Annotated in this window: 22 protein-coding genes; 1 reads left to right on the top strand and 21 read right to left on the bottom strand. The window is 59.5% G+C overall.

Translation table 11 applies throughout. The features are described 5' to 3' along the window. Positions 1–154 precede the first annotated feature (154 nt). The 12 genes from ftsA to ftsW form a co-directional block, all read right to left on the bottom strand. Positions 155–1489 carry a cell division protein FtsA gene (ftsA, locus tag AABB31_RS21655; protein WP_373635320.1) on the bottom strand — a complete coding sequence of 445 codons (1335 nt, stop codon included), beginning with the start codon at positions 1487–1489 and terminating at the stop codon, positions 155–157. Further along, a complete protein-coding gene (locus tag AABB31_RS21650; RefSeq protein WP_342076195.1) occupies positions 1490–2389 on the bottom strand; it encodes a cell division protein FtsQ/DivIB in 900 nt (299 codons plus the stop codon). Beyond that, a complete protein-coding gene (locus tag AABB31_RS21645) occupies positions 2377–3255 on the bottom strand; it encodes a D-alanine--D-alanine ligase (protein WP_342078918.1) in 879 nt (292 codons plus the stop codon). Before AABB31_RS21645 ends, AABB31_RS21650 begins: the two co-directional genes overlap by 13 nt. Positions 3256–3370: 115 nt before the next feature. Then, on the bottom strand, positions 3371–4309 hold the full coding sequence (gene murB / locus AABB31_RS21640) for a UDP-N-acetylmuramate dehydrogenase (protein ID WP_342076196.1): 939 nt from the start codon (positions 4307–4309) through the stop codon (positions 3371–3373). Continuing rightward, positions 4302–4592, bottom strand: coding sequence for a hypothetical protein (locus AABB31_RS21635; protein ID WP_342076197.1), 291 nt, complete (start codon positions 4590–4592; stop codon positions 4302–4304). The genes murB and AABB31_RS21635 overlap by 8 nt, the downstream gene beginning before the upstream one ends. Positions 4593–4661: 69 nt before the next feature. Beyond that, positions 4662–4946: a UDP-N-acetylmuramate--alanine ligase gene (locus AABB31_RS21630; RefSeq protein WP_342076198.1), complete on the bottom strand. Its 285-nt coding sequence runs from the start codon at positions 4944–4946 to the stop codon at positions 4662–4664. A gap of 1 nt (position 4947) precedes the next feature. Beyond that, the gene (locus AABB31_RS21625) at positions 4948–5196 is read right to left on the bottom strand and encodes a DUF2484 family protein (protein ID WP_342076199.1); all 249 of its coding nucleotides are present in this window, start codon (positions 5194–5196) and stop codon (positions 4948–4950) included. Next, positions 5193–5447 (bottom strand): DUF2484 family protein, encoded by a 255-nt coding sequence (locus AABB31_RS21620; RefSeq protein ID WP_342076200.1) that lies wholly within the window; start codon positions 5445–5447, stop codon positions 5193–5195. Before AABB31_RS21620 ends, AABB31_RS21625 begins: the two co-directional genes overlap by 4 nt. A gap of 88 nt (positions 5448–5535) precedes the next feature. Next, entirely contained in the window at positions 5536–6591 is a 1056-nt protein-coding gene (locus tag AABB31_RS21615) for a hypothetical protein (protein WP_342076201.1), read from the bottom strand. Positions 6592–7105: 514 nt separating this feature from the next. Beyond that, positions 7106–8503 (bottom strand): UDP-N-acetylmuramate--L-alanine ligase, encoded by a 1398-nt coding sequence (gene murC / locus AABB31_RS21610; protein WP_342076202.1) that lies wholly within the window; start codon positions 8501–8503, stop codon positions 7106–7108. A gap of 17 nt (positions 8504–8520) precedes the next feature. Beyond that, positions 8521–9618 (bottom strand): glycosyltransferase, encoded by a 1098-nt coding sequence (locus AABB31_RS21605; RefSeq protein WP_373635319.1) that lies wholly within the window; start codon positions 9616–9618, stop codon positions 8521–8523. Continuing rightward, the gene (ftsW, locus tag AABB31_RS21600) at positions 9615–10784 is read right to left on the bottom strand and encodes a putative lipid II flippase FtsW (RefSeq protein ID WP_342076204.1); all 1170 of its coding nucleotides are present in this window, start codon (positions 10782–10784) and stop codon (positions 9615–9617) included. The genes AABB31_RS21605 and ftsW overlap by 4 nt, the downstream gene beginning before the upstream one ends. 253 nt (positions 10785–11037) lie before the next feature. Here ftsW and AABB31_RS21595 point away from each other — a divergent pair, with 253 nt between their 5' ends. Further along, a complete protein-coding gene (locus AABB31_RS21595) occupies positions 11038–12216 on the top strand; it encodes an NAD(P)/FAD-dependent oxidoreductase (RefSeq protein ID WP_373635317.1) in 1179 nt (392 codons plus the stop codon). Positions 12217–12234: 18 nt separating this feature from the next. On the opposite strand, the gene murD is transcribed toward AABB31_RS21595, so the two are convergent. The 9 genes from murD to rsmH form a co-directional block, all read right to left on the bottom strand. Beyond that, positions 12235–13635: a UDP-N-acetylmuramoyl-L-alanine--D-glutamate ligase gene (gene murD, locus AABB31_RS21590; RefSeq protein ID WP_373635315.1), complete on the bottom strand. Its 1401-nt coding sequence runs from the start codon at positions 13633–13635 to the stop codon at positions 12235–12237. A gap of 251 nt (positions 13636–13886) precedes the next feature. Continuing rightward, positions 13887–14969: an IS481 family transposase gene (locus AABB31_RS21585; RefSeq protein ID WP_342074941.1), complete on the bottom strand. Its 1083-nt coding sequence runs from the start codon at positions 14967–14969 to the stop codon at positions 13887–13889. A 74-nt stretch (positions 14970–15043) separates the two neighbouring features. Next, the gene (locus AABB31_RS21580; protein ID WP_373635314.1) at positions 15044–16621 is read right to left on the bottom strand and encodes a tetratricopeptide repeat protein; all 1578 of its coding nucleotides are present in this window, start codon (positions 16619–16621) and stop codon (positions 15044–15046) included. A 474-nt stretch (positions 16622–17095) separates the two neighbouring features. Then, entirely contained in the window at positions 17096–18178 is a 1083-nt protein-coding gene (gene mraY, locus AABB31_RS21575; RefSeq protein WP_373635313.1) for a phospho-N-acetylmuramoyl-pentapeptide-transferase, read from the bottom strand. 12 nt (positions 18179–18190) lie between these two features. Then, positions 18191–19618: a UDP-N-acetylmuramoyl-tripeptide--D-alanyl-D-alanine ligase gene (gene murF / locus AABB31_RS21570; RefSeq protein ID WP_342076207.1), complete on the bottom strand. Its 1428-nt coding sequence runs from the start codon at positions 19616–19618 to the stop codon at positions 18191–18193. Beyond that, on the bottom strand, positions 19615–21102 hold the full coding sequence (locus tag AABB31_RS21565; RefSeq protein ID WP_342076208.1) for a UDP-N-acetylmuramoyl-L-alanyl-D-glutamate--2,6-diaminopimelate ligase: 1488 nt from the start codon (positions 21100–21102) through the stop codon (positions 19615–19617). The genes murF and AABB31_RS21565 overlap by 4 nt, the downstream gene beginning before the upstream one ends. A gap of 10 nt (positions 21103–21112) precedes the next feature. After that, positions 21113–22894: a penicillin-binding protein 2 gene (locus AABB31_RS21560; protein WP_342076209.1), complete on the bottom strand. Its 1782-nt coding sequence runs from the start codon at positions 22892–22894 to the stop codon at positions 21113–21115. Continuing rightward, positions 22891–23247: a cell division protein FtsL gene (locus AABB31_RS21555; RefSeq protein ID WP_342076210.1), complete on the bottom strand. Its 357-nt coding sequence runs from the start codon at positions 23245–23247 to the stop codon at positions 22891–22893. Before AABB31_RS21555 ends, AABB31_RS21560 begins: the two co-directional genes overlap by 4 nt. Beyond that, positions 23247–24221: a 16S rRNA (cytosine(1402)-N(4))-methyltransferase RsmH gene (gene rsmH, locus AABB31_RS21550; RefSeq protein WP_342076211.1), complete on the bottom strand. Its 975-nt coding sequence runs from the start codon at positions 24219–24221 to the stop codon at positions 23247–23249. Before rsmH ends, AABB31_RS21555 begins: the two co-directional genes overlap by 1 nt.

Genomic DNA, 24221 nt, shown 5'->3' with positions numbered 1-24221 from the left:
GTGGCCCGTGCCCACGAGCGCCTGCTGTTTATTGGGACTCACATTAGCGGAGTGGTGCCGAAAGGTCACGACAAAAACACAAAAAAGCCACCAAATATGGACAAAAATCTTTACTTTTCCGCTTGATCTCGGCCGATCGGCAAGATGTTGCGTATCACCAGTTATCCTTGAACCATTTCACCGCCCGTTTCAGCGAACGCGCGGGGTAAGTATCGGCTGGAATCTCGAAATCCCACCACTCATCCTGTGGATTCGCCGCAAAGAGCGACAGGCCAACAGCGCTGGAAAATGCAGGCCCAATCGCGGCTTGGGGCAGGCCCTGAACGCGCAAAGGGCGGCCAAGTCGCACCTGCTGGCCCAGGATCTTGCTCGCCAATCCGTCAAGGCCGGGTATCTGGCTTCCGCCGCCGGTCAGGACGATCTGCTGGCTTGGCAGATGCTCGAAACCTGCCGCATCAAGCCGGACGCGCACCTCTTCGAGGATTTCTTCGACCCGTGGACGCATGATGCCGATCAGTTCCGCCCGGCTAACGGTGCGCCGGTCATGTTCCCAATCGCCCGTATCACCGCCAATTTCGATCATCTCGCGGTCGTCCATGCCAGTGGCAACGACACCGCCATAGAAGGTCTTGATCCGCTCGGCGGTGGCACCGGGAATTTGCAGCCCCATCGAGATATCGGATGTGACATGCTCACCCCCCATGCGCACCGCATCGGCATAGATCATGTGCTTTTTCATGAAAATCGACACGCCGGTTGATCCGCCACCCAGATCAATACAGGCGGCGCCCAATTCCTGTTCGTCTTCCACCAGCGACGACATCCCGGCCACATAGGCGGACGAGGCCAGCCCGGCCAATTCCAGATCACAGCGCTTGATGCAGTAAAACAGGTTCTGGATCGCGGTCGCATCAACCGTCAGCATATGCATGTCGGTGGTCAGCTGATTGCCGATCTGCCCGCGTGGGTCGGCCAGCCCTGTGCGGTGATCAAGCGCGAAATTCACCGGCTGGGCATGCAGCACCTCGCGGTCGGCGCCGTAATCCGGCACATCACAATTCGCCATCACCTGGCTGATATCCTGTTCGGACACCATTGCGCCCGAGACATCAAGCGACCCATCAAGTCCGTAAGAGCGAGGCCGCGCCCCGGACATGCAGGCAATCACGTGATCAACGCGGACATTGGCCATTTTCTGTGCCGCCTGCACCGCCGTGCGGATCGCACGTTCGGTTTCCTGCATTGCCTCGACTTCACCAAACCGAACACCGCGCGACCGTGTGGTTGCAGCCCCGATCACCCGAAACTGGGATTGTCCGGCCATCGAGCCGACGCCATCCACACTGCGAAACCGTTCAGGGCCATCAAAGCGCAATACCAGACAGGCGATTTTCGAGGTCCCCACATCAAGGATTGCGACAACCCCGCGCTGCATCGCGGCCTTGCGCATCTGCCGCATCGCCCGCTGACTATCGTAGAGATCACCCATTTAATCGCCCGCCCCGTTATTGATTTCTATTTCTGCACCGCGGCGCAGGGCCAATGCGGCCTCTTCGCTCATGCGGAGTGTTGGCCGCTGCGCATTGCGCATATCCACCACAACGACATCGCGCTTAAGCATGTCTTGCGCTTCGTTCAGTGCGACAATCCGGTTAAACGCGGCAACTGGGTCTTCGGCGGGCAGCAAGATACGTTGATCCCTGTCCAGCACGATATCCCAGCGGCGTTCGCCCATGCGGACCAGACCACGGATCCGGTCACGCATCGGACCGGCGCCTGCATAGAGCGACAGTGCCTCGGCAATATTCTGTTCGGCACCGTCGCCTGCGATCAATGGCAGGTCCAGCCGATCAGCGCGTGCGCCGACGACACCCGCTTCAACGCCGTCCGCGTCAATCAGGCGCAGCGTCTGCCCGTCCCGCCAAAGGGCTGATGGCTGTCGCGGTGTGACCCTGATCTCAAGCGCGCCATCCTGCCCGACCCGCACACTGGCCGATTTCACCGGTGCAAGTGCCTCGACCGTTTGGCGCATCCCTTCAAGATCCAGATCAAAGGACGACACCGGAAATGCCAGCGGCAACAGCCTGATCACGTCGGACGTCAGCACGGGGTCAGCCCCCGACACGGACATAGCCCGCACCATGAACTGCGGGCGAGCCTGAAATTCCTGCTTGGCCGCATCAATGCGAGCGGCCAATGCGTTACGATTTTCCGCTTTGGAGAAATAGGATGTGGCAATCACTGCGATGAGGATCAGAGGGACCCCGATACGGACAAAGCCGCGAAAGCCCGGCGTCAGCATCAGCCGTTCCAACCGATAGCTTAACCGCGACGGGGCGGGATCGCGCGGCGCCTCGGCCGCGACGCGGCGACGGATCAGCGATCGCATGAGGCGTCCTCCACCAATGCGCGACAGAAGTCAGGGAAACTCATCCCCACATGGGCCGCCTGTTCCGGCGTCAGCGAGGTTGGCGTCATCCCGGGTTGGGTATTCGTCTCAAGCAGGATCAGCCCTGCGAGGCCCCGGGTTTCATCCCAGCGAAAATCTGTCCGGCTCAACCCCCGGCAGCCCAAGGCGCGATGCGCCCTTAGAGCGTAATCCAGACAGGCCTCGGAAATTTCGGCAGGAATATCAGCGGGCAAGACATGCCGCGATCCGCCCGGCGCATATTTCGCATGATAGTCATACCAGCCATCCGTGATGATGTCCGTCACGGTCAGCGCGCGGTCACCCATCACGGTGGTTGTCAGTTCACGCCCCGGCGCAAAAGCCTCGACCATGACTTGGTCGGGCATATCATCTGCCAGTTGCGGCGGTCCGTTTGCGTCGGCATCAACAATGTAGATCCCGACAGATGACCCTTCGTTATATGGTTTGACCACATAGGGTGGCGGCATCACATGCGCGGCCCGCACATCATCTGACGACGCAAGAATGCTGTCGACAACCGGCAATCCGACGCTGCGATACACATCTTTGGTACGTTGCTTGTCCAGCGTCAGCGCCGACGCCAGAATGCCTGAATGGGTATAGGGGATGCGCAGCCATTCCAGCACACCCTGGATCGCGCCATCCTCGCCCCAGCGACCGTGAAGCGCATTAAACACCACATCAGGGGCGATATCCTGCAGACGCGCAACAATATCGGGGCCTGCATCGACCTCGATCACGTTGCATCCACTGTCCCGCAAAGCTGCTGCACATTCACGCCCCGTTGACAGAGACACGTCACGCTCTGCCGATGGGCCGCCCATCAGAACCACAACTTTCGGGTTTGCCCTGCTCGACATACCCTACCGCCTTATTCGCGAGCCTTTGTGGCCCGTCATTATGTTGACCCTTGCCTTGGGTCCGGCTGTTTTCAGCCAATTATTTTGTCGTGTCTTCGCCCGTTCGGGCACCGACCCGCATAATTTCCCAGTCTAGCGTAATCCCTTGGGAATCGTAAACCTTTTTCCGCACCTCTTCGCCCAAATCCTCAAGATCGGCGGCGGTTGCATCGCCCGCATTGGTCAGAAAGTTCGAGTGTTTGGTATTCATGACCGCCCCGCCAAGGGTCGCACCGCGCATACCGGCCGCGTCAATCACCTTCCACGCCTTCAAATCATGGGTGTCATCTGCCTGCCCGGTCGAGGAAAAACCCGCCGGATTGCGAAAGGTCGATCCAGCCGTGCGGTCCTTTGTGGGCTGGGTCTCATCCCGCTTTGCCAATTGGTCCTGCATCCGGTTGGCCAATGCGGTCGGGTCCGCCTCGGGCGCACGGAACTTTGCCTGCGTGATCACCGCCCCATCGGGCAGCACGCTCTGACGATAGGCCAGATGAAGGGCGTCAGCAGCAAGCTCGGTGATGGTCCCATCGCGCAGGACAAGCGTGGCCGAGACCAGAACATCTGCAATATAAGTGCCGTAGCACCCGGCATTCATCCGCACCGCCCCGCCAATCGTGCCCGGAATGGTGCGCAGAAATGTCAAATCCAGCCCCGCATCCGCGGCCTTGCGGGCCACATGCGCATCCAATGCGGCAGCGCCCGCCACCACAGTACCTGCCTCAATGTCGATACCATTGAACCCACGCCCCAGCCGGATCACAACACCGCTGATCCCACCATCACGGACAATCAGGTTGCTGCCCACACCCATGGGAAAAACCGGAATGGCCGGATCCAGTGCCGCCAGAAAGCTGCACAGATCCTCCTGATCGGCGGGTTGAAAAAGGATCTCGGCCGGGCCACCCACACGCATCCATGTCAGCTCGGCCAGGGGGCGGTGCGCGGTCAGGGTGCCGCGCACCTGTGGTAAATCAAGCATTTGCGGTCTTGTCTCCTCGGAAATATCCAATTGCGCCGCCACCGATCAGACCAACGGCACTTGGCGCACTGACGCCTAATAGCGCAAACAGATATGCCAAGCCATCCCAGCCCGGCGCCTTGTCCATCCCCACCAGCATCGCCACACTGAACGCTACCCACACGGCGCCAATTGCCGCGAAACCGCGACCGCTGCGGATCCGCGCGAGGTAGTGGCCAAGAAAGCCAAACGCAAAGGTCACAAGACTGAGAATAAAGATGATTGTCAGAACTTCGGTATTCATGATTCGTCTCCAAAATTGAACGATGTTCATTATTTAGAGTATATTTGAACACTGTTCAAGTATTTTCGGCTATGCGTCCCGGCGCTGATCATCCCGCTTGCGCAATATTCGCCCCAGCAGCCCACCGGCGATGCCGCCCATCAGCGCCGGCAGCACACATAACATGGCCGCTGTCATCGCCCCGACCGGATCAATGCCGAAAGGCCGCCCCGCCGCATAGATCAAAATCGCCAGCACCCCGCCCAGGATTGAGACTACCGTCAGCGCCAGCCCCGCTGACCCCCGCCGCGTCAACCAGACCAACAATGCAAACCCCGCAAAGGCGCAAAACAACATCAGGATCAGGATACCCAAATCAGCCTCCCAACTTTCGGCGGACCCATCGGTATAGAAAGATCAGTGGCCAGCGCAGCACCATCCCGCCGATCAGCAGCCCCAACGCCCCGATCCACGGCCCGCTCTGCCAGGTCACCCAGATCAGCAAGGGAATCCCCAGCCCGATCAACACATAGGCCCGCCGCCAATGATGGTCGTTTGAGGGGATCAACTGCATCACAAAGGCCAACAAGACCCACAGGCAAATCGCAAGTATGGATGTCATCATCTTGGGATATCCGGCGTTTCGCCCCGCGCCCTGCGGTAGAAATATGCAAGCGGCTTGCGAAACATCGACAGGAACGCAAGCAGGCCCAGCACTGCATATATCCAGCCGTGATCATACCCGACCCAGACAATCAGAGGCGGGGCCAACACCAAAAGTGACACACCCGGCACGTATTGTCGGCGCATTGGAAGAAGTGCTACAACCGTCGCTGCAAGAACCCAAAGACAGCCGATGATGATGGAATAGCTCATATTCGCAGATGTGGCCTTTAATCATGGCGAGAATACCACCGAATGCGGGCGCGGCAACGGCACCTTCGTACAAGCGGACAAACGCAACCTAGGGCCCACCACCCGGGAACATATCGACGATCCCGTCGATAATATCGGCCAACCCTTCCAGTCGCTTGTTGGTCTTGATCGCGGCATCTGCACCGCGTCCTGCCTTGTTAAGCGCCGCCTTGGATTTCTGGCCAAAGCGCAGCAGGCTGAGCCCAAGCGAGCCTGCACTTTGTGCAAACCTGTCCTCTAACAATGATCGGAACGCGTCACCCGACGCGTCGGCAATGGCGCCACGGATGACATGCAACTCTGCCCGCATATCCTGCAGCACAAGCAAACCCTCATGATCAAGCGGCTGGAAGTCATCATTTGGGAGCGTCTCGATAAAACCGATTGCCTCATCAAGCACATGCAAGACCCCTTCCTGATCAATCTGATCAAGGCGTAGTTCTGCCAATGGCGCGAGGGTTTGGTAGCTTGGTCCGAAATGCTTGCGGCAGAGCTGTTTCAAGGCGCCAATTCGCTGATCCAGAATGCCGGCCAGCGGGCCGCCAAGATCGGCACGCCCCTGCTCACTGACGGCAAACAGTTCTAATTCGCCACCCAGCTGGACCAGCCGTTCGGCCCGCAGATGGGTCAAATCCTCAACCCGGTCGAATTCCTGTGTCACCTTGCTAGCCGCACGGCGCAGGACACCGGCATAGTTTCCGCCGGGCGAAAGCTCTTGCGCGTAGTCGCAGAAATCCCGGAAGTCATCGCGCAATTGCCCCGCATCATCCAGAAACGCCTGCACGATCGACGGATCGCGCAGGTGCTTCATGTTGTCATCAATACCGATCATCCGCATGACGCGCTGTAACGTGTCAAAGGTGAAATCAACAGGATAGGCTTCGGATAACGGCGTTACTACTGTAAGGGATGGGTCATCTTCACCCAAATACAAGGTCAAGACCTCATCAAACATTGGGTTAATATGAGACGGCCCTTGGCCCCAGTCCTGCCGTGTAATGCCGTCAAGCACCGCAAGCATCGCATCTGGGCGCCAATCACGATCCAGAAGAACCCGGTTGTACCAATGAGCCCAGATGGACCAATTTGCCGTTTGATGGCTCATCGCAAACTGAGACTCCGCCCAAAGTGCCTTTAATGCAGTTGGAATTCCTTTTGGCCAAAGTTTGCTATTGCCAACCAAATCATTCCTGACGCTCTCCCAAACATCAATCGAATAGCTAGCTAACGCATCAGCCGATGCTTCGAGAGCTGCATCCGCAAGATTTGCTGCGGCAAAGGCCGCAGAATATGCAGAGTAAGCGGCAGCGCTGTGAGGGATGCTGCTCGACGCTAACATATACGCCTCATCTGAGGCATCATCCCCAGCGGCTGAGTGTTCGCAGTTTAGCTTCCAACTGACCCCAGCGTTAACCAAAGAGCCAAGCACTGCGACTAACGACAACTTAGCTTCATCATGGCACTCATCGCCCAAGAAGTAACCCAACGCTATTGGCAGGGTTCGTGCCGCCGACAAAAAAGCGACTTTCGAGGAGGTTCGCTGAGCAACATCTGGAGGCAAGTTCGCCAGGTATTGAGCCACGCCGTCGCGGTCGTTTATGTCGCTAACCTCCACGCGGCTAGGCTTTCAGCCGCTCCGGCAGGTCATTCGCCCAGGCACTGATCGTCCCGGCCCCAAGGCAGACAACCATGTCCCCCGGTTTCGCCTGCTCACGCACAATACGTGTCAGGTCATCCTGGTTTTCCACGATCCGCGCGTGCCGGTGCCCGTGCCGGATCAGGCCTGCGACCAGATCGGCGTGACTGGCGCCTTCGATGGGCTCTTCACCAGCGGCAAACACCTCGGAAATGCCCACGACATCGGCGTCGTTAAAGCAGGCGCAGAACTCATCAAAATGGTGGTGGAGCCGGGTAAACCGGTGCGGCTGATGGACTGCAATCACGCGGCCATTGGTGGCCTGCCGGGCCGCTTTCAGGACGGCCGCAATCTCAACCGGGTGGTGGCCGTAATCGTCGATGATCGTCACGCCATCCACCTCGCCCACGCGGGTAAAGCGCCGATTGACCCCGCCGAACCCTTTGAGGGCCGCGCGGATTTCATCCTTTTTCATCCCAAGATGCCGGGCCACGGCCACGGCCGAGAGCGCGTTAGAGACGTTGTGATCCCCCGGCATCGGCAATTCGCAATCCTCGATCATCGCATCCTCGGCCTGCAGGGCGATGTCGAAAAAGGCAACGCCGCCACTATAGCGCAGGTTCACGGCCCGCACATCGGCCTGGGCGTTAAAGCCAAATGTCGTTACCCGCCGGTCGGTGATCTTGCCGACCAGCGATTGGACATCCGGGTCATCGGTGCAGCAGACCGCAAGCCCGTAAAACGGGATGTTCGAGACAAAATCGTAAAAGCCCTGATGCAGTGCTTCCTCGGTTCCCCAATGTTCCATATGTTCAGGGTCAATATTGGTGACGATGGCAATCGTTGCCGGCAGGCGGTTGAATGTGCCGTCGCTTTCGTCAGCCTCGACCACCATCCATTCACCCTGCCCCATCCGGGCGTTGGATCCGTAGGCATGAATGATCCCGCCATTGATCACTGTGGGGTCGATCCCGCCTTCGTCCAGCAAGGCCGCGACCATCGTCGTGGTGGTGGTCTTGCCGTGCGTCCCGGCGACGGCCACGTTGGATTTCAGCCGCATCAGTTCGGCCAGCATCTCGGCCCGGCGCACCACCGGCAGTCCGAGGGCCCGGGCGGCGTCCAGTTCCGGATTGCCGGGCTTGATCGCGGATGAGATCACGATGACCTCGGCCCCTTCAAGGTTTTCGGCCCGCTGGCCTTCGAAGATGACCGCACCCAGCGATTTCAGCCGGTCGGTGATCTTGGATGATTTCAGATCAGAGCCCTGCACCTGATAGCCATGGTTCAACAGGACCTCGGCGATGCCGGACATCCCGATGCCGCCAATGCCCACAAAATGGATGGCACCCACATCAAGCGGTAGTTTTGTTGCCGCATTCATTCTCAGATCCCCGTCCATCATGTCTCGCGTCCCTCTGCCAGATTTTCCACCAATTGCACAAGCCGCTCTGTTGCGTCCGGCACAGCACAGCCGAGCGCCGCATGGGTCATGCGCATTGCGCCCTCTTCATTGCCAAGCACCAGTTCGATCTGCTCGCGCAGCGTATCAACCTCGAACATGCTTTCAGGCATCATGATCGCGGCCCCGGCCTCGACCAGTTGACGTGCATTGGCGGTCTGTTCATCCCGGATGGCGCTGGCCAGCGGCACCCAGATCGCGGGCCGGCCCACGATGCTGACATCCGCAACGGTGGATGCGCCGGATCGGGCAATCACCAATTGCGCGTCGGCCATCCGGTTGGGAACATCCGTAAAGAAGGTTTGCACATCCGCCGTGATCAATTCGCTTTCATAGTAATGCGTCACCCGTTCCAGATCTTCCTGGCGCGCCTGCTGGCTGACCCGGATATTGCGGCGCAGATGCTCTGGCAGGCTCGCAATGGCGGGCGGGACAACATCCGACAGGATCCGCGCCCCCTGCGACCCACCCATCACAAGAATGGACATCGGGTAGTCACCAGGGGGGATATAGGGCGCCTCGTGCCGCTCCAGAATGGCGGCCCGCACAGGGTTGCCCGTATGCACCCCCGCGACACCAGACGGTAATGCAGTGGGCCAGGTTCCGCAGGCAACCGCATTCACGCGCCTGGCGAAAAGCTGATTAACCCGGCCCAGCACGCCGTTTTGTTCATGGATCATCCGCGGGATACGCAGAACCCAGGCGGCGGTCATTGCAGGGATTGCCGGATATCCCCCAAAGCCCACCACCACGGCGGGCCGGTCCCGGAACATCCGCCATTTGGCCGCACCAATGCCCCCCAGGATCCGAAAGGGCACCGCCAGTTTTTGCAATATGCCGCCCCGCGCAAAGGTCGCGCTGCCCACAACGCTGACCTCGACCGCATCAGGAAAACCGCCGGTGTAGCGCGCACCCCGTGCGTCGGTCGACAGACGCACCCGCCAGCCCTTGTCCAACATGGCCTCGGCCAAGGCCTGAGCCGGGAACATATGCCCGCCCGTTCCGCCCGCAGCGATAATCAATAATGGGGCGCTCATCTATTGGCCCTGCGCAACAGGATATCTTCCATCTCGCCCTGCGGACGGCTGCGGGTAAAGGCGAGCAGCATGCCGACCGCAATCCCGCCGGCAATCAACGAAGAGCCGCCATAGCTGACAAAGGGCAAGGTCATGCCCTTGGCCGGCAGCAAGCGAACCGCCACCCCCATATTGATCATCGCCTGCACACCAAAGGCGCAGGCCAGCCCGGTGCCGGCGAGCCGAATGAACGGGTCGCGTTCCTTCATCAGGCGCAACAGGGATCGGACCACGATGACGCTGTAAAGCGCGATGATGACCAGCACACAGATCAGCCCGTATTCCTCGGCAGCGACAGCGATAATGAAATCGGTATGCGCGTCCGGCAGCGACCATTTCACCTGCCCCTCACCCACGCCAACGCCGAAAAAGCCACCCTCGCGGATCGCGTTTGTTGCATAGCCAAGCTGTGTGTTCGGGTCGACATCGGGCGATAGAAAGCCATCAATCCGCCGCGCAAAGTGTTCCGAATTTGAATAGGCAATCGTGCCTGCAAAAACCACCAACCCCGCCAGAATGATCAGCAACAGCATCGGCGCCCCGGCTACAAAATACATCACACCCCATGCAAACAGGATCAGACAGGCCTGCCCGAAATCCGGCTGCATCGCCAGCATCAGGACGATCATCATCGTCAGCACAAAGGAATAGGTCTTGCCCGGTGGTCCGCCAATCTGCTGGCTGGCCGCCAAGAGCCAGGCGGCCATCACCACAAAGCCGGGTTTGAGAAACTCCGACGGCTGGACGGCGGCAAATCCAAGCGAATACCAGCGCGTTGCCCCTTTGCCAAAATCAGTGCCGAACACCGGCAGAAAGGCGAGGGCAACAAAGGCCGCCAGAAACCCAAGCACGGCCAGACGGCGCACAAGCGTCGGTGACATCATCGAGACAACAAACATGACCACCATGGCCATCCCGCCGAACACCGCCTGCCGGGTGACATAGTGAAACGGCTCCAACCCGTTTTTTGCCGCCAAAGGTGGCGACGAGGCGAGCCCCAGAAGCAATCCGATCGCAAACAGGATCAGAATGCAGGACATCGTCCATTTATCAATTGTCCGCCACCATCGGGGAAGAACCGGGTCACCGGATGATACCGGGACCGCTCCATAGACCATTTCCGTCATGGATCACCGCCATACTGCCTCTACCGCCCGGTTTTCCGGGTCTGAGGAAAGCATACAGTGCTTATCTGCGCGATTCCACGAAAATGTGACACGGGGTGCAAGGGGAACCGGTGGACACGCCACCTTCAGAGACCCGCATATTCATCGTTGCCACGATTCATTGGATGCCGGGTTGAACACCTGGACCACAATTCGGTGAGTGCGGGCAGGTCAATGTCTTGCACCGGACCGCATTTCCCGGCAGTTGGGCGCAATGGACGTCAAAACGCTGATCATAGGGGCCGGCGCTGCGGGCATGATGTGCGCGGCCCATGCCGGGTCGGGTGTGCTCTTGGTCGATCATGCCAAGGCACCTGGGGAAAAGATACGGATCTCGGGTGGTGGGCGCTGCAATTTCACCAACCTGTATGCGGGGCCCGAGAATTTCATCAGCCAGAACCCTCATTTCTGCAAATCCGCCCTGAAACGCTATACGCAATGGGATTTCCTTGATCTTGTGAATGCGTATGGGATCGCGTGGCATGAAAAGACATTGGGGCAACTGTTTTGCGATAACTCGGCCAAGGACATCATCGCGATGCTGCGCGCCGAAATGGAAAAGGCCGGCGCACAGCTATGGTTGCGCGCAGAGGTGGGCGAGATTACCCATGATGGCAGCAGCTTTTGCGTCCGCGTCACCAAAGACGGCAAAACGACGAATGTCACCGCCCGCAATCTGGTTGTTGCGTCGGGTGGCAAATCCATCCCAAAAATGGGGGCGACCGGTCTCGGCTACCGGGTTGCTGCCCAATTCGGACTTGACGTCACTGATATTCGCCCGGGCCTTGTGCCGCTGACATTTTCGGACGACCGGTTCAAGGCAATCGCGGGAACAACAACCCACGGCACGGTCGCAGCAGGGGGACCTGCTTTCGAGGAAGCGTTGCTGTTTACACATCGGGGTTTGTCCGGACCCGCCATATTGCAGGCCTCATCATACTGGCAGGAGGGCGACAGCATCTGCATCAACCTCTGCCCTGACGGGACGCTACAAGAGTGGTTGCGCACCCAACGTCAGGTCGCGGGGCGCAAGGCTGTGACAACACATTTGGCGCAACACCTGCCAAACCGGTTGGTCGGACTGCTGGCCGAGGAGATGCAGATCACCGGCAATCTGGGTGATCAGAGCGATGCGGCGCTTGATGAGCTATGCACACTGTTGGCGAACTGGAGGCTGCGGCCATCGGGGTCGGAAGGCTACCGCACCGCAGAGGTGACTTTGGGTGGTGTTGATACAGCCGGGCTATCCTCCAGCACCATGGCCGCTAAAACGCAAGCGGGCCTTTATTTCATCGGGGAATGCGTTGATGTCACAGGCTGGCTTGGTGGTTATAATTTTCAATGGGCCTGGTCATCCGGATGGGCCGCCGGCCAGGCAATCCAAAGGGCGTAAGATGGATTTATATCCATCCTACGACGTTGCGTTCATGACGCAATTGATGAAATCATCGCCGCGTTTCTCGAAACTATCATATTGATCAAATGACGCCGCTGCCGGTGCCAGCAGAACCACCTCACCCGGCTTTGCATCTGCTTGCGCCCGCGCCACCGCCACATCCATCGTTGTGCAAATCTCTGCATCCGCACCCGCCAACTGACGCGCAAAGGCCTCAGCCTCCCGCCCGATCACGTATGCCTTCACCACATGATCCAGATGCGGCAGCAAGCCGTCCAGCCCACCGTCTTTCTGCAGACCCCCACAAATCCACCGGATCTTTGAAAACGCCTGCAAGGCCTTCGCGGTACTATCTACATTCGTGGCCTTGCTGTCGTTGATAAAGCGGACACCGTCCCGCTCGACCACCAATTGGGACCGGTGCGGCAGGCCGGGATAGCTTTTCATCGCCGCCTCGATACCTTTCGGTCCCAACCCGAGCGCCCGACATGCCCCATAGGCCGCACAGGCATTCTGGTGATTATGCGCACCCGGCAGCCCCAAGATCGGACGCAGATCAATTGACCCCACCTGCCGCCCCTTGCGGTATTCGGACAAAAACCCCTTCCGGGCAAACACGGACCAGCCGGGCCCATCCAGCTTGCGCCCCGATGACAGCCGGATCACCCGGTCATCATCCGCACCCTCGATCAACTGATTGGCCAGATACTGCCCCTCGGCCTCATCAACGCCAATCAGGGCGCGATCCGGACCGCCTTCCGCAAAGAGGCGGCGCTTGGCCGCAAAATACCCTCCAAGCCCCGCATGCCGGTCAAGATGATCGGGTGACAGATTGGTCAACACGGCAAGATCTGGTGTCAGCGCACGGGCCAGATCGGTCTGATAGGACGACAGCTCCAGCACGATCACCTCGCCATCATGGGCGGGATCAATATCCAGCACCCCGCGCCCGATATTGCCGGCAAGTTGCGACGGGCGGCCGTTTTCGATCAGTATGTGATGGATCAAGGCAGCGGTTGTGGATTTACCGTTGGATCCGGTCACGGCGACGACCCGCGGGGTCACGTCAAAACGATCCCAATCCGCAGTCGCGAAGGACCGAAAGAACAGTCCAATATCATTGTCGACCGGCACGCCAGCGTCCCAGGCCGCGGCAATCGCGGGATTGGGTGCGGGGTAGAGATGCGGGATACCGGGACTGACGATGAGGGCTGTAACACCATCAAAGGATTGCGTCGTTGTCATGTCACGCAGATCGTATCCGGCGGCGGCTGCCGCATCACGGCCAGCGGGGCCGTCATCCCAAACCACAACCTGCGCCCCGCCTTCCTGCAAGGCGGCGGCCGCAGCGAGACCCGAGCGGCCCATGCCCAAAACGGCCACTGTCTGACCTTCAAACCCTTGTACCGGAATCATGTCCCTGCCCCCGCTGACTTGGGTGGCAGAGTGCCGGTTGCCCCAACAACGTTCAAGAGCGGGAAAGACATTCTTAGCGGCGAAAGAGCGCGACCTCGGGCGGATCAATGACAGGCTCGCCTACAACGATATGATGGCGAATTGACAAACAGAAGGCGTGCATTCGATTTTGTCTGGGTCGGGCAAGGAAACGGACAGGACGCGCAAATGCGCATGAGGTGTAAAACTTCAGACTTGATCTGACGGACATCTCAGCTTGCGACGCTGAGAACGGGTTGCGCACTGTCCGATTGGTCGTGCGTTTTGATCGTCTTCTCGACAGCGATGTGTAGCGTTTCGCGGAAGGTCTGCATAGGTGTTTTGCCATAGCAGTGACGTCCCGAATGTGGCCGCTGTTCGTTGTACTTTGCCAGCCACGCATCCAGATCGGCCTGCAACTCTTCGACTGACCGATACAGTTTCTTGCGGAATGCGATGTCGTAGAACTCATCCTTGATGGTGCGATGGAACCGCTCGCAGATGCCGTTTGTTTGCGGAGAATTGGCCTTGGTTCGGGTGTGGTCCACGTCCTCGACGGCCAGATAAAGCTGGTAGGCGTGGTTCTCGACCTTGCCACAGTATTCCGTGCCCCGGTCTGTCAGGACGCGCAGCAGGCTGATCTCATGCTCTGCAAAGAACGGGATCACGCGGTCGTTCAGCAAGTCGGCCGCGGTGATTGCCGTCTTTTCAGTGTAGAGCTTGCAGATCGCCACGCGGGCATAGGTATCGACAAAGGTCTGTTGATAAATGCGTCCGACGCCCTTCATTGTGCCCACATAATAGGTGTCCTGGCTGCCCAGATAGCCAGGGTGGTGGCTCTCGATCTCGCCATGGGCTTCTTTCTTGGCCTTGGCTTTTTCCAGCGCGGCCAACTGATCCTCGGTGAGCAAGATACCCTCTTGGGCGGCACGGGCCTCCAGGGCCTTGAGGCGCTTTTTCATGGTTTCCAGATCATTACGCAGCCAGATCGACCGGACGCCCGACGATGACACCATGATGCCTTTCTGCTGCAGCTCCCACGACGCCCGTTTCTGACCCAGAGCCGGGTTGTCGATGGCCAGTTCGATGACCGCCTTCTCGACATGTTCTGGCACGCGGTTTTTCATCACCGGCTTGCGGCGGCTGAGATCCATCAGGGCTTCTTCGCCACCCTGATCGTAAAGTTCTCTGAACCGGTAAAAGCTGTCCCGCGAATAACCCATCACTTTGCAGGCCTGCGACACGCTTCCGAGCTGTTTGGCCAGTTCCAACAGCCCCAGCTTCGGCTTGATGATCTTCTCTTGAATACTTGTCATTGATCGACACTCCTTGATTGCGCTCCAGAAGAGCAGAAATGTCAGATCAAGTCGTGTGTTTTACACATGAGGTGTCAAGGCTCGGTGAGGTTCGCGAGGTTTTCCTTGACCAGAGCGATGTTTGGATGACCTTCAGGAAGTGTGGAACGAAAAACCCTCAATGCCTCGCGATAGAAACCCGCGGCCTCTGCGTACCGCCCCTGCGCCCTCACCACGCCAGCGAGGTTGTTGAGACGGGTGGCATAGTCCGGATGTCCCTCCCCAATTGTGGCGCGCCCAATCTCAAGTGCCGCGCGATATAGTTCCTCTGCTTCCGCGTGCCGTCCTTGCGCCCTGACCACGCCGGCGAGGTTGGTGACACCAATTGCATAGCTCGGATGCCCCTCCCCAATCGTGGCGCGGTCAATATCCAGCACGTCGCGATAGAGACCTTCGGCCTCCTCGTACCTTCCCTGCGCACTGACCACACCAGCGAGGTTGTTGAGACTGGTGGCATAGTCCGGATGCCCTTCCCCAATCGTAGCCAAGCCAATCTCAAGCGCGTCGCGAAAGAGACCCTCGGCCTCTTCGTACCGTTCCTGCCCCCGGATCACGCCAGCGAGGTTGCTGAGACGGGTGGCATAGTCCGGATGCCCTTCCCCAATCGTGGCGCGGCCGATCTCAAGGGAGTCGCGATAGAGACCCTCGGCCTCGGCGTACCGTCCCTGCGCACTCACCACGCCAGCGAGGTTGTTGAGACCGGTGCCATAGTCCGGATGCCCTTCCCCAATCGTAGCGCGATCAATCTCAAGCGCGTTCCGGTAAAAACCCTCGGCCTCGACGTACCGTCCCTGCTCCTCAACCACGCCAGCGAGGTTGCTGAGATGGGTGGCATAGCTCGGATGCCCTTCTCCAATCGTGGCGCGGCCAATCTCAAGCGCGTTCCGGTAGAGATCCTCGGCCTCCGCGTAGCGGCCTAAACTGCTAAGATTGGTCGCGTGTTCATTCAAAGCATCTGATAGCTGGGGTTGATCACCTGCTGTTTTCGCAACGCGCACAAGATCATTGCTGAACTGACTTGCTTGTTCGTAGTTTCCAGATCGCTCTGCAAAGTCGCTTGCCTTGCGCAGAGCATCGAAGCTTTCATCAAGTTTTGCGGCTTTGGCGTAGTGCCGCGCAGCATCGGCCCAACGGACTTCGCCTTCTGCGATTTCCCCTCGCCCAAAAGCAGCACGCGCGGTTTCCTGCACAGCCAATTCATTACATGCCTCGATTTCTTGAAAAATTTCATCCGCAAGACTGGTGTCGCCATGCTCTAAAGCTGTTTTGGCTTCGGAGATGCGGTCACCCCCTACGATGTTGCCGGAACGGTCAAGCAACGCCTCTAGGTCTGCGATGCGCTTGTTCGCTGCCTCCAATGCTTCGTCCGGATTTTCGATTTGAGCTTCGAGATCCGCAATCTGGGCACGAAGTTGTTCTTTCTCAGTTTCCGCAGCCTCAGCCAGTTCTTGTTCAAGATCAGCCTTGAGTTCTCGGCGTAGACGTATGAATTCTGAAATGGTTAAGGCCGTGCCATCCTTGGCTGCGACTGGTTTGATCTGTTCGATTGTCTCAGGCGCAAGTTGGGTTGGTTTGTTTCTTGTGAAAGGCTTTTTGATGATGGCCCATGCCACAGTCAGAACGGCTGCGATGCCACCTAATGCGCCTGCCTCTGCGGAAATCCCTTCCAAGAAAACACTGATTACTTCCCACATCGCGAACCTGTTCTTGATACCTCAGCCCGACGATAGTTGATTGATGCGGCTTGGCAACAACCTGAGGGCAGCACCCGGCAGGAGGTTGATTGTGGTTTGGGTGGTGGGTTTCAACCACTCTACGCAATATTGAGATTTGATTAGTCGTGTGATGCAAGCGGACAAAAAAGCGTCGTCGCTTTGAAATGTGTAAGTTTGCCCGCGTCCCGCCCGGTATCACCGGGCAGCGCCCGGGCCGGGGCTTCGCCCGTTTATCGCTCAAACGATCCCCCGGATCGTTTGAGCGATAAACCCTCCCCCATGGGGAGGGCGCTTCACACCGACCCCGAGGCCCCGGCGGTGCCCTGTTGTTGCGTGCAACATCGGGGCAATCACATTGGCATACTGACGGACCTACCGGACCTTCAAAGTTGCCAACCCGATCATCGCCAGGATCAGCGAAATGATCCAGAACCGGATCACGATCTGCGGCTCGGCCCAGCCCTTTTTCTCATAATGGTGATGGATAGGGGCCATCAGGAAGACCCGCTTGCCGGTGCGTTTGAAATAGGCGACCTGGATGATCACGGACAGCGCCTCGACCACGAACAGCCCGCCGACAATGGCCAGAACGATCTCGTGCTTGGTGGCCACGGCGATGGCGCCCAACGCGCCGCCCAGCGCCAATGATCCAGTGTCACCCATGAAGACCGCCGCAGGGGGGGCGTTGTACCACAAAAAGCCCAAACCCCCGCCGATCAGCCCGGCCGCGAATATCAGGATCTCGCCCGTATCAGGGACATAGTGCACATCCAGATATTGGGTGAAATCGACCCGGCCCACCGCATAGGCGATGATCCCGAATGTGCCTGCGGCGATCATCACGGGCATGATGGCCAGCCCGTCCAGCCCGTCGGTCAGGTTTACCGCATTTGCGGCCCCCACGATGACAATCACCGCAAAGGGGACAAACAGAATGCCCAAATTGATCAGCGTATCCTTGAAGATCGGCAGCGCAAGCTGCCCGGTCAGATCCTCCGGATGGAAAGAGGCTGCCCAATAGCCGGCAATCGCCGCAATCAGGATACCCAGCAGGATCCGGATTTTACCGGACACGCCTGCGGTGTTCTGCTTGGACACTTTGGCATAATCGTCGGCAAACCCGATAGCCGCAAAGGACAGCGTGACAAACAGAACCATCCACACAAACGGATTGTCCAGCCGCGCCCAGAGCAGGGTTGAAAAGGTCAGCGCCCCCACAATCAGCAGCCCGCCCATTGTGGGCGTGCCGGCCTTGACGAAATGCCCCTCGGGGCCGTCGTTGCGGATTGGCTGGCCCTTGCCCTGCTTGCGCCGCAACACGTTGATCAAAGGCGGTCCGAAAATGAACCCAAAGACAAGTGCGGTCAGAAAGGCCCCTCCCGCGCGGAATGTGATATAGCGAAACAGATTGAAGAAATCGCCACCATCCGACAATGCGGTCAACCAGTATAACATATGTGCCTACCTTTAATCCTGTCGGGGGCGGCGATGCCCCAATTTGCGGATGGCGTCAACGACAAGACTGACCTTGCTGCCCTTGGATCCCTTGACCAGCACCACATCGCCCGCATCAACCAGTTGCGATACCTTTGCCGCCAGGTCGCCTGCATTCTCGGCCCAGACCCCGCGTTTGTCGTCGGGCAAGGCCTGCCACAGATGATGCATCAGCGGTCCGGCGCAATGGATCAGTTGCAGCGCATGAAGGTGGGTGTTTGCGGCCATGTCGCGATGCATCTGCACCTCATCCGGCCCCAGTTCGAGCATATCACCCAGGATCGCAACCCGCCGTCCCTTGACGATGCGCCCGACCCCGTCAACCGGGACCGCCGCCGCCACAACCTCCAACGCTGCTGCTAGCGAGGTGGGGTTGGCGTTGAACGCGTCATCCATCAGATCAAGCGTCTCGCCCTGCTTGGCGCCGTCGGTCACAATGATCTCGCGGGTGCCACGCCCCGGCGGTGGCCGCCAATTGGCAATATCAAGCGATGCGGTGACCGGATCAGCCCCTAATGCATCGACCATGGCAAGCACCCCAACCGCGTTCATCGCAAAATGCCGGCCCGAGACGTTCAGCTTGAACAGATAATCCTCGCCGGACCCTGTCGCGCTGATAATCGTAATATCATCCGAGAGCCGGACATCCCTGAGCGTCCAGTCGCGGCCCTCTTCGCCAAAAAGAACCTGCCGCAAGCCACATGTGGTTGCATGCTGCTGCAAGATATCGGTGGTTTCGATATCGGCATTCAGGATCGCGACACCATCGGGTGCCACCCCGTCCATGATGCTGGCCTTCTCTGTCGCGATACCCGCCAGACTGTCAAAGGCAGCCAGATGGGCTGCCGCAACTGTTGTGACCATCACCACATGCGGGCGGGCCAATTTTGACAGGGGGGCAATCTCGCCCGGGTTGCTCATACCGATTTCGATTATGGCAAAATCCGTATCGGCAGGCATGCGCGCCAATGTCAGCGGCACCCCCCAGTGGTTGTTGTAGGATGCCTCGGCTGCGTGGCATTTACCCTGCCCGGCCAGGGCCGCGCGCAACATTTCCTTGGTTGATGTCTTGCCCACCGACCCGGTAATCGCGGCCACACGGGCGCGGGTACGCTGCCGTCCTGCCTGCCCCAGCGCGACCAGCCCGTCCAACACGTCCTCAACGATCAAAAGACGCGCGGCTGAGACACCGTCAGGGATCCGGCTGACCAAAGCCGCAGCCGCCTCTTTTTCTAGGGCCGCTGCCACAAAATCATGGCCGTCCCGGACATCTTTCAATGCCACGAACAAGTCGCCTGGCTGCAAGGTCCGGGTATCAATCGACACGCCTGTGGCCGTCCAATCGGACGCGACCTGACCCGCGGTCGCGGCAGCCGCATCCTGCGCGGTCCACAGGCTCATATCCGCCCCTCAAGCGCGGCCACGGCCACGCTGGCCTGCTCGACATCGTCAAAGGGCAAAACGGTGTCACCGATGACCTGACCGGTCTCATGGCCCTTGCCCGCAATCAGCAGGGCGTCGCCGGGCGCCAGCATGTCGATCCCACGCAGGATGGCCTCGGCCCGGTCGCCGACTTCGGTGATGCTGTCAGTCGCCCCCGCCTCGACAGCGCCGGCCATGACGGCCGCGCGGATTGTGGCGGGGTCTTCGGAACGCGGATTGTCATCGGTCACAATCACGCTGTCGGCATGGCGCGCCGCCGCCGCCCCCATCAATGGGCGTTTGGTGGCATCGCGGTCACCGCCCGCGCCAACAATAACGATGATCCGGCCCATCACATGCAGGCGCATCGCCTGCAGGGCGGTCGATACCGCGTCGGGTGTATGTGCGTAATCCACAAAAACCGTCGCCCCATTGTCGCGGGTCGCGGCAAGTTCCATCCGGCCATGGACCGTCCCAAGTTCTGGCAACACCTCGAAAACCGTCGACGGCTCTGCCCCTGCGGCAATCACAAGGCCCGCTGCCAGCAGGACGTTTTCCGCCTGAAATCCACCGATCAGATCAAGATGCACTTGATAGGCCTGCCCCTGCCACGAAAACAGCACCTCTTGCCCGGTTGCGTCAAAGCGCTGCCCGGTCAGTTGCAGACGTGCGCCCGCATCGCGACCGACGCCGATCACCTCTTGCCCGCGGGCGGTACAGCGATCTGCCACCTCCTGACCTTTGGGGTCATCAAGGTTGATGACGGCGACGCCATCCTCGGACAATACCCGATCAAACAGGCCCATCTTGGCCTCGAAATAGGCGTCAAAGGTCTTGTGATAATCCAGATGATCCTGCGAAAAATTGCTAAAGCCCGCAGCCGTCAGCAACACGCCATCCAGCCGGCGCTGATCCAACCCGTGCGAGGACGCCTCCATCGCGACATGGGTGATCCCGTTCTCGGTCGCCTGCGCCAGAACGCGGTGCAGCGTGATCGGTTCAGGTGTGGTGTGTTTCAGCGGATGGGTCCAGGCCCCCTCAACCCCGGTTGTGCCAAGATTGACGCCCGCAATGCCCATCTGTTCCCAAATCTGGCGGCAGAAGGTGGACACCGACGTCTTGCCGTTTGTCCCCGTCACCGCAACGACAGTGCCCGGATGCGCCCCCGACCAGAGCGACGCGGTCTGCGCCAGCGTCTGGCGCGGATCCTCGGCGATGATCACGGCGGCCATCGCACCAGCCAGATGTTCCGATGCAATCGCGGCCCCCGCAGCATCGGTCAGGATCGCCCCTGCCCCCATGCGCAAGGCATATTGGATGAATTCTGCCCCGTGAACCTGCGCGCCCGGCAGAGCCGCAAAGAGATACCCATCCTTGACGTCGCGGCTATCAACGGCAAGCCCTGTGACCTGTGCTTCTGCCCCGCCTTGGGCCGTTAGCCCCAGTTCCGCCAATGTGGTCATGCAACGCCCCTCAATTTGCGGTGAGTGTTATACCCACCGATTGCGGCGTGTCCACTTGTGGTCGCAGGCCCAGCAAGGGTGCGACCCTGCGGATAATTTCGGCAGCAATCGGTACGGCTGTCCAACCAGCCGTCCGACGCGGCTTGTCCCCTGAATTCTCGGATGGTTCATCAAGGGTGACGATCAGCACATATTGCGGGTCATCGGCTGGAAAGGCGGATGCAAATGTCGCGATCACCTTGTCATCATAATAGCCACCGCCGCTGGCGCGGGGTTTGTCCGCCGTACCGGTTTTGCCACCGACCTCGTACCCAGGCACCTCGCCGAAAGATGCTGTTCCGCGCGACACAACCTGACGCAGCATATCCATCGACCGACGGCTGACCGCGGCGCTGACCACCCGTTCGCCGGGTGCGACATCATCCTGACGCAACAAGGTAGGCGCCACCCGCGTTCCACCGTTGACCAATGACGCATATCCTGCCGCCAGATGAAGGGGTGAGGAAGACAAACCATGCCCGTAAGAGATTGTCATCGTTGAAATTTCCGACCAGTTGGGCGGCAAAAGCGGCTTGCCCGTCGGACCTTCGACCATCTCGACCGGTGTCGCCTCGAGAAAGCCCAGAGAGCCCAGAAATTCGCGCTGCCGGGCGGCGCCGATCTGCATCGCGATCCGGGCGGTCCCGATATTCGAGGATTTCACGATCACATCTGTAGAGGACAACTCTGGCCCGTAATCGTGGAAATCACGGATCCGGAAGCGGCCCCAGGTCAGCGGCCCTTGGGTATCAATCATCGTGTTGGGATTGACCAACCCCAACTCCATCGCCTGCGCGACAGTGAATATCTTGAAAACCGACCCCAGTTCATAGACGCCCTGCACCGCCCGATTGAAAAGCGGGCTGTCCGACTGATCACCCTTGGTCAGAACGCGCGGGCGGTTGTTCGGGTCGAAATCCGGCAGGGACACCAGGGAGATGATCTCGCCGGTATGCACATCCATGACAATGGCAGCCGCCCCTTTGGCGTTCATGATCGACATACCGCCCGCAAGCACCTGTTCGGTGGCGGCCTGCACAGTCAGATCCAGCGACAATTCCAGCGGCGCGCCCTCATTGGCCGGGTCGCGCAGGAAGGCATCAAAATGCCGCTCGACCCCGGCCACGCCGATCACTTCGGCACTGGCCACGCCCTCGCGACCATAACTTGCCCCGCCCAGCACATGCGCACCAATCGGGCCGTTGGGGTAAAGACGCATCTCGCGCGGCCCAAAAAGCAGACCCGGCGAGCCGATATCGTGGACGGCCTGCATCTGCTCGGGGCTGATCTGGCGGCGAATCCACATGAATTTCCGCTCGCCCGAGAAATCGGCGATCAGCTCTTCCTCATCCAGTTCGGGAAAGATTTCGGCCAGACCGGCAGCCGCATGCAGCGGATCAATCATTTCCTGCGGATGCGCATAAAGCGAATGTGTCTGCAGGTTTGTCGCCAGAATACGCCCGTTTCTGTCAACAATATCAGCACGTTGCCCGATAATCGGGTTACCCAGCGCACTCGCGCGCGGCTCTTCAGGGACAGATGCGGCCAATGTGCCCATCCGCCCACCAATCACCACAAAGGCACAGAAAAACGCAAGCCCCAGAACCAGCAGCCGCCCTTCCGCGCGTTGCCGGGACTTGTCGGCCATTTCCTCGTGGCGAATGCGCTTGTTCTCGGCCTCGATCTTGTCGGGGTTTTCGCCCTGGGCGCGGGCCTTGAGAATACGGGCAAGCGGACGCAGGGGCGTTCTCATAGCGGGTTCTCCACATCGGCAGGATCAAAAGACAGCTCGATCGGGTTGATGATCGGGCTGATGGGCGGGATCGGATAGATAATCTGATCCACCGCCCCAAAAGCATCCGGCATCAGCGGCAAAAGCCCCAGACGGTCGAAATTCAGTTCGGCAAGATCTGCCAGCCGATCAGGGCGGTTCAGATAGGCCCATTCCGCCCGCAGCATGCCCAACCGCTCATGCGCGGCACCGATCTGCGCATGCAGGCCACGCACATCCTTGATCGCCTGCTGCGTCTTGTAGTTTTCCTGATAGGCCCAAAACCCCAGGGCCATCACCACAAAAGCGGCCATGACATATAAAAAGCTACGCATTACCTGCCCCCCTTTGTCTTTTTCATCGGCATGCCAAGCGTTGCCGGGTCGATATCCTGCGCCGGCGCATCGGTACGGATCGCGACACGCAGTTTTGCGGAACGCGCGCGCGGGTTTTCCGCAAGCTCTGTTGCGTCTGGCCCAATCGCCTTGCGCTTTTCGATCCGGAAGGCCGGCGTGATCTGTGCGACCTCGGGTGCGTAGCGGTTGGCGTTGGCGGTGTTCCCGGATCGGGCCTGCAGGAACCGTTTGACCATCCGATCCTCGACCGAATGAAAGGTCACGACGGCCAATTGCCCGCCGGGTTTCAACGCCCGTTCAGCGGCCATCAACCCCTCGGCCAATTCGCCATATTCGTTGTTCACCGCGATCCGCAGCGCCTGAAAGGTGCGTGTGGCCGGGTGCGATTGGCCCGGTTTGGCGCGCGGCAGGCAGCCTTCGACGATCTTGGCAAGCTGCCCGGTGGTTGTGACCGGCCGCGCCGCGACAATAGCCTTGGCAATGCGGCGCGAGGCGCGTTCTTCGCCGTAGAGGTAGATGATATCGGCCAGCTCGCCTTCATCCATATCATTGCATAGATCGGCGGCTGAGGTGCCTTCTTGTGACATACGCATGTCCAACGGCCCGTCGCGCATGAAGGAAAAACCTCGTTCAGCAATGTCGAGTTGCATCGAGCTGACGCCAAGGTCCAGCACCACGCCATCCAGATCGGCCCCGTATTCATCAAGCCTGGAGAACACGCCCGCAATCGTCTCGATCCTGTCGCCATAATCACCGATCCAACCGGCGGCCATTTCAAACGCGAGCGGATCGCGGTCCACACCGATCACTTTATCAGCGCCCGCCGCCAAGAGTGCGCGGGTGTAGCCCCCATTGCCAAAGGTCCCATCAAGCCAGACCCCAGAAACGGGCGAAACCGCTGCGATGAGCGGTTCAATCAAAACAGGAATATGAGGCGCGGCAGCGACGGTCAT

It is taken from the genome of Yoonia sp. SS1-5 (genome assembly GCF_038443705.2).
Lineage (GTDB): Bacteria > Pseudomonadota > Alphaproteobacteria > Rhodobacterales > Rhodobacteraceae > Yoonia > Yoonia rhodophyticola.
The sequence above is the reverse complement of the archived record's forward strand: the minus strand, read 5'-3'. Positions and strand labels throughout refer to the sequence as shown.

Bases quoted from the DNA above. Each gene is read 5' to 3' on its own strand.
- ftsA (WP_373635320.1), bottom strand. From the start codon at position 1,489: ATGGGTGATCTCTACGATAGTCAGCGGGCGATGCGGCAGATGCGCAAG.
- AABB31_RS21650 (WP_342076195.1), bottom strand. From the start codon at position 2,389: ATGCGATCGCTGATCCGTCGCCGCGTCGCGGCCGAGGCGCCGCGCGAT.
- AABB31_RS21645 (WP_342078918.1), bottom strand. From the start codon at position 3,255: ATGGGCGGCCCATCGGCAGAGCGTGACGTGTCTCTGTCAACGGGGCGT.
- murB (WP_342076196.1), bottom strand. From the start codon at position 4,309: ATGCTTGATTTACCACAGGTGCGCGGCACCCTGACCGCGCACCGCCCC.
- AABB31_RS21635 (WP_342076197.1), bottom strand. From the start codon at position 4,592: ATGAATACCGAAGTTCTGACAATCATCTTTATTCTCAGTCTTGTGACC.
- AABB31_RS21625 (WP_342076199.1), bottom strand. From the start codon at position 5,196: ATGATGACATCCATACTTGCGATTTGCCTGTGGGTCTTGTTGGCCTTT.
- AABB31_RS21620 (WP_342076200.1), bottom strand. From the start codon at position 5,447: ATGAGCTATTCCATCATCATCGGCTGTCTTTGGGTTCTTGCAGCGACG.
- AABB31_RS21615 (WP_342076201.1), bottom strand. From the start codon at position 6,591: ATGAGCCATCAAACGGCAAATTGGTCCATCTGGGCTCATTGGTACAAC.
- murC (WP_342076202.1), bottom strand. From the start codon at position 8,503: ATGAATGCGGCAACAAAACTACCGCTTGATGTGGGTGCCATCCATTTT.
- AABB31_RS21605 (WP_373635319.1), bottom strand. From the start codon at position 9,618: ATGAGCGCCCCATTATTGATTATCGCTGCGGGCGGAACGGGCGGGCAT.
- ftsW (WP_342076204.1), bottom strand. From the start codon at position 10,784: ATGACGGAAATGGTCTATGGAGCGGTCCCGGTATCATCCGGTGACCCG.
- AABB31_RS21595 (WP_373635317.1), top strand. From the start codon at position 11,038: ATGGACGTCAAAACGCTGATCATAGGGGCCGGCGCTGCGGGCATGATG.
- murD (WP_373635315.1), bottom strand. From the start codon at position 13,635: ATGATTCCGGTACAAGGGTTTGAAGGTCAGACAGTGGCCGTTTTGGGC.
- AABB31_RS21585 (WP_342074941.1), bottom strand. From the start codon at position 14,969: ATGACAAGTATTCAAGAGAAGATCATCAAGCCGAAGCTGGGGCTGTTG.
- mraY (WP_373635313.1), bottom strand. From the start codon at position 18,178: ATGTTATACTGGTTGACCGCATTGTCGGATGGTGGCGATTTCTTCAAT.
- murF (WP_342076207.1), bottom strand. From the start codon at position 19,618: ATGAGCCTGTGGACCGCGCAGGATGCGGCTGCCGCGACCGCGGGTCAG.
- AABB31_RS21565 (WP_342076208.1), bottom strand. From the start codon at position 21,102: ATGACCACATTGGCGGAACTGGGGCTAACGGCCCAAGGCGGGGCAGAA.
- AABB31_RS21560 (WP_342076209.1), bottom strand. From the start codon at position 22,894: ATGAGAACGCCCCTGCGTCCGCTTGCCCGTATTCTCAAGGCCCGCGCC.
- AABB31_RS21555 (WP_342076210.1), bottom strand. From the start codon at position 23,247: ATGCGTAGCTTTTTATATGTCATGGCCGCTTTTGTGGTGATGGCCCTG.
- rsmH (WP_342076211.1), bottom strand. From the start codon at position 24,221: ATGACCGTCGCTGCCGCGCCTCATATTCCTGTTTTGATTGAACCGCTC.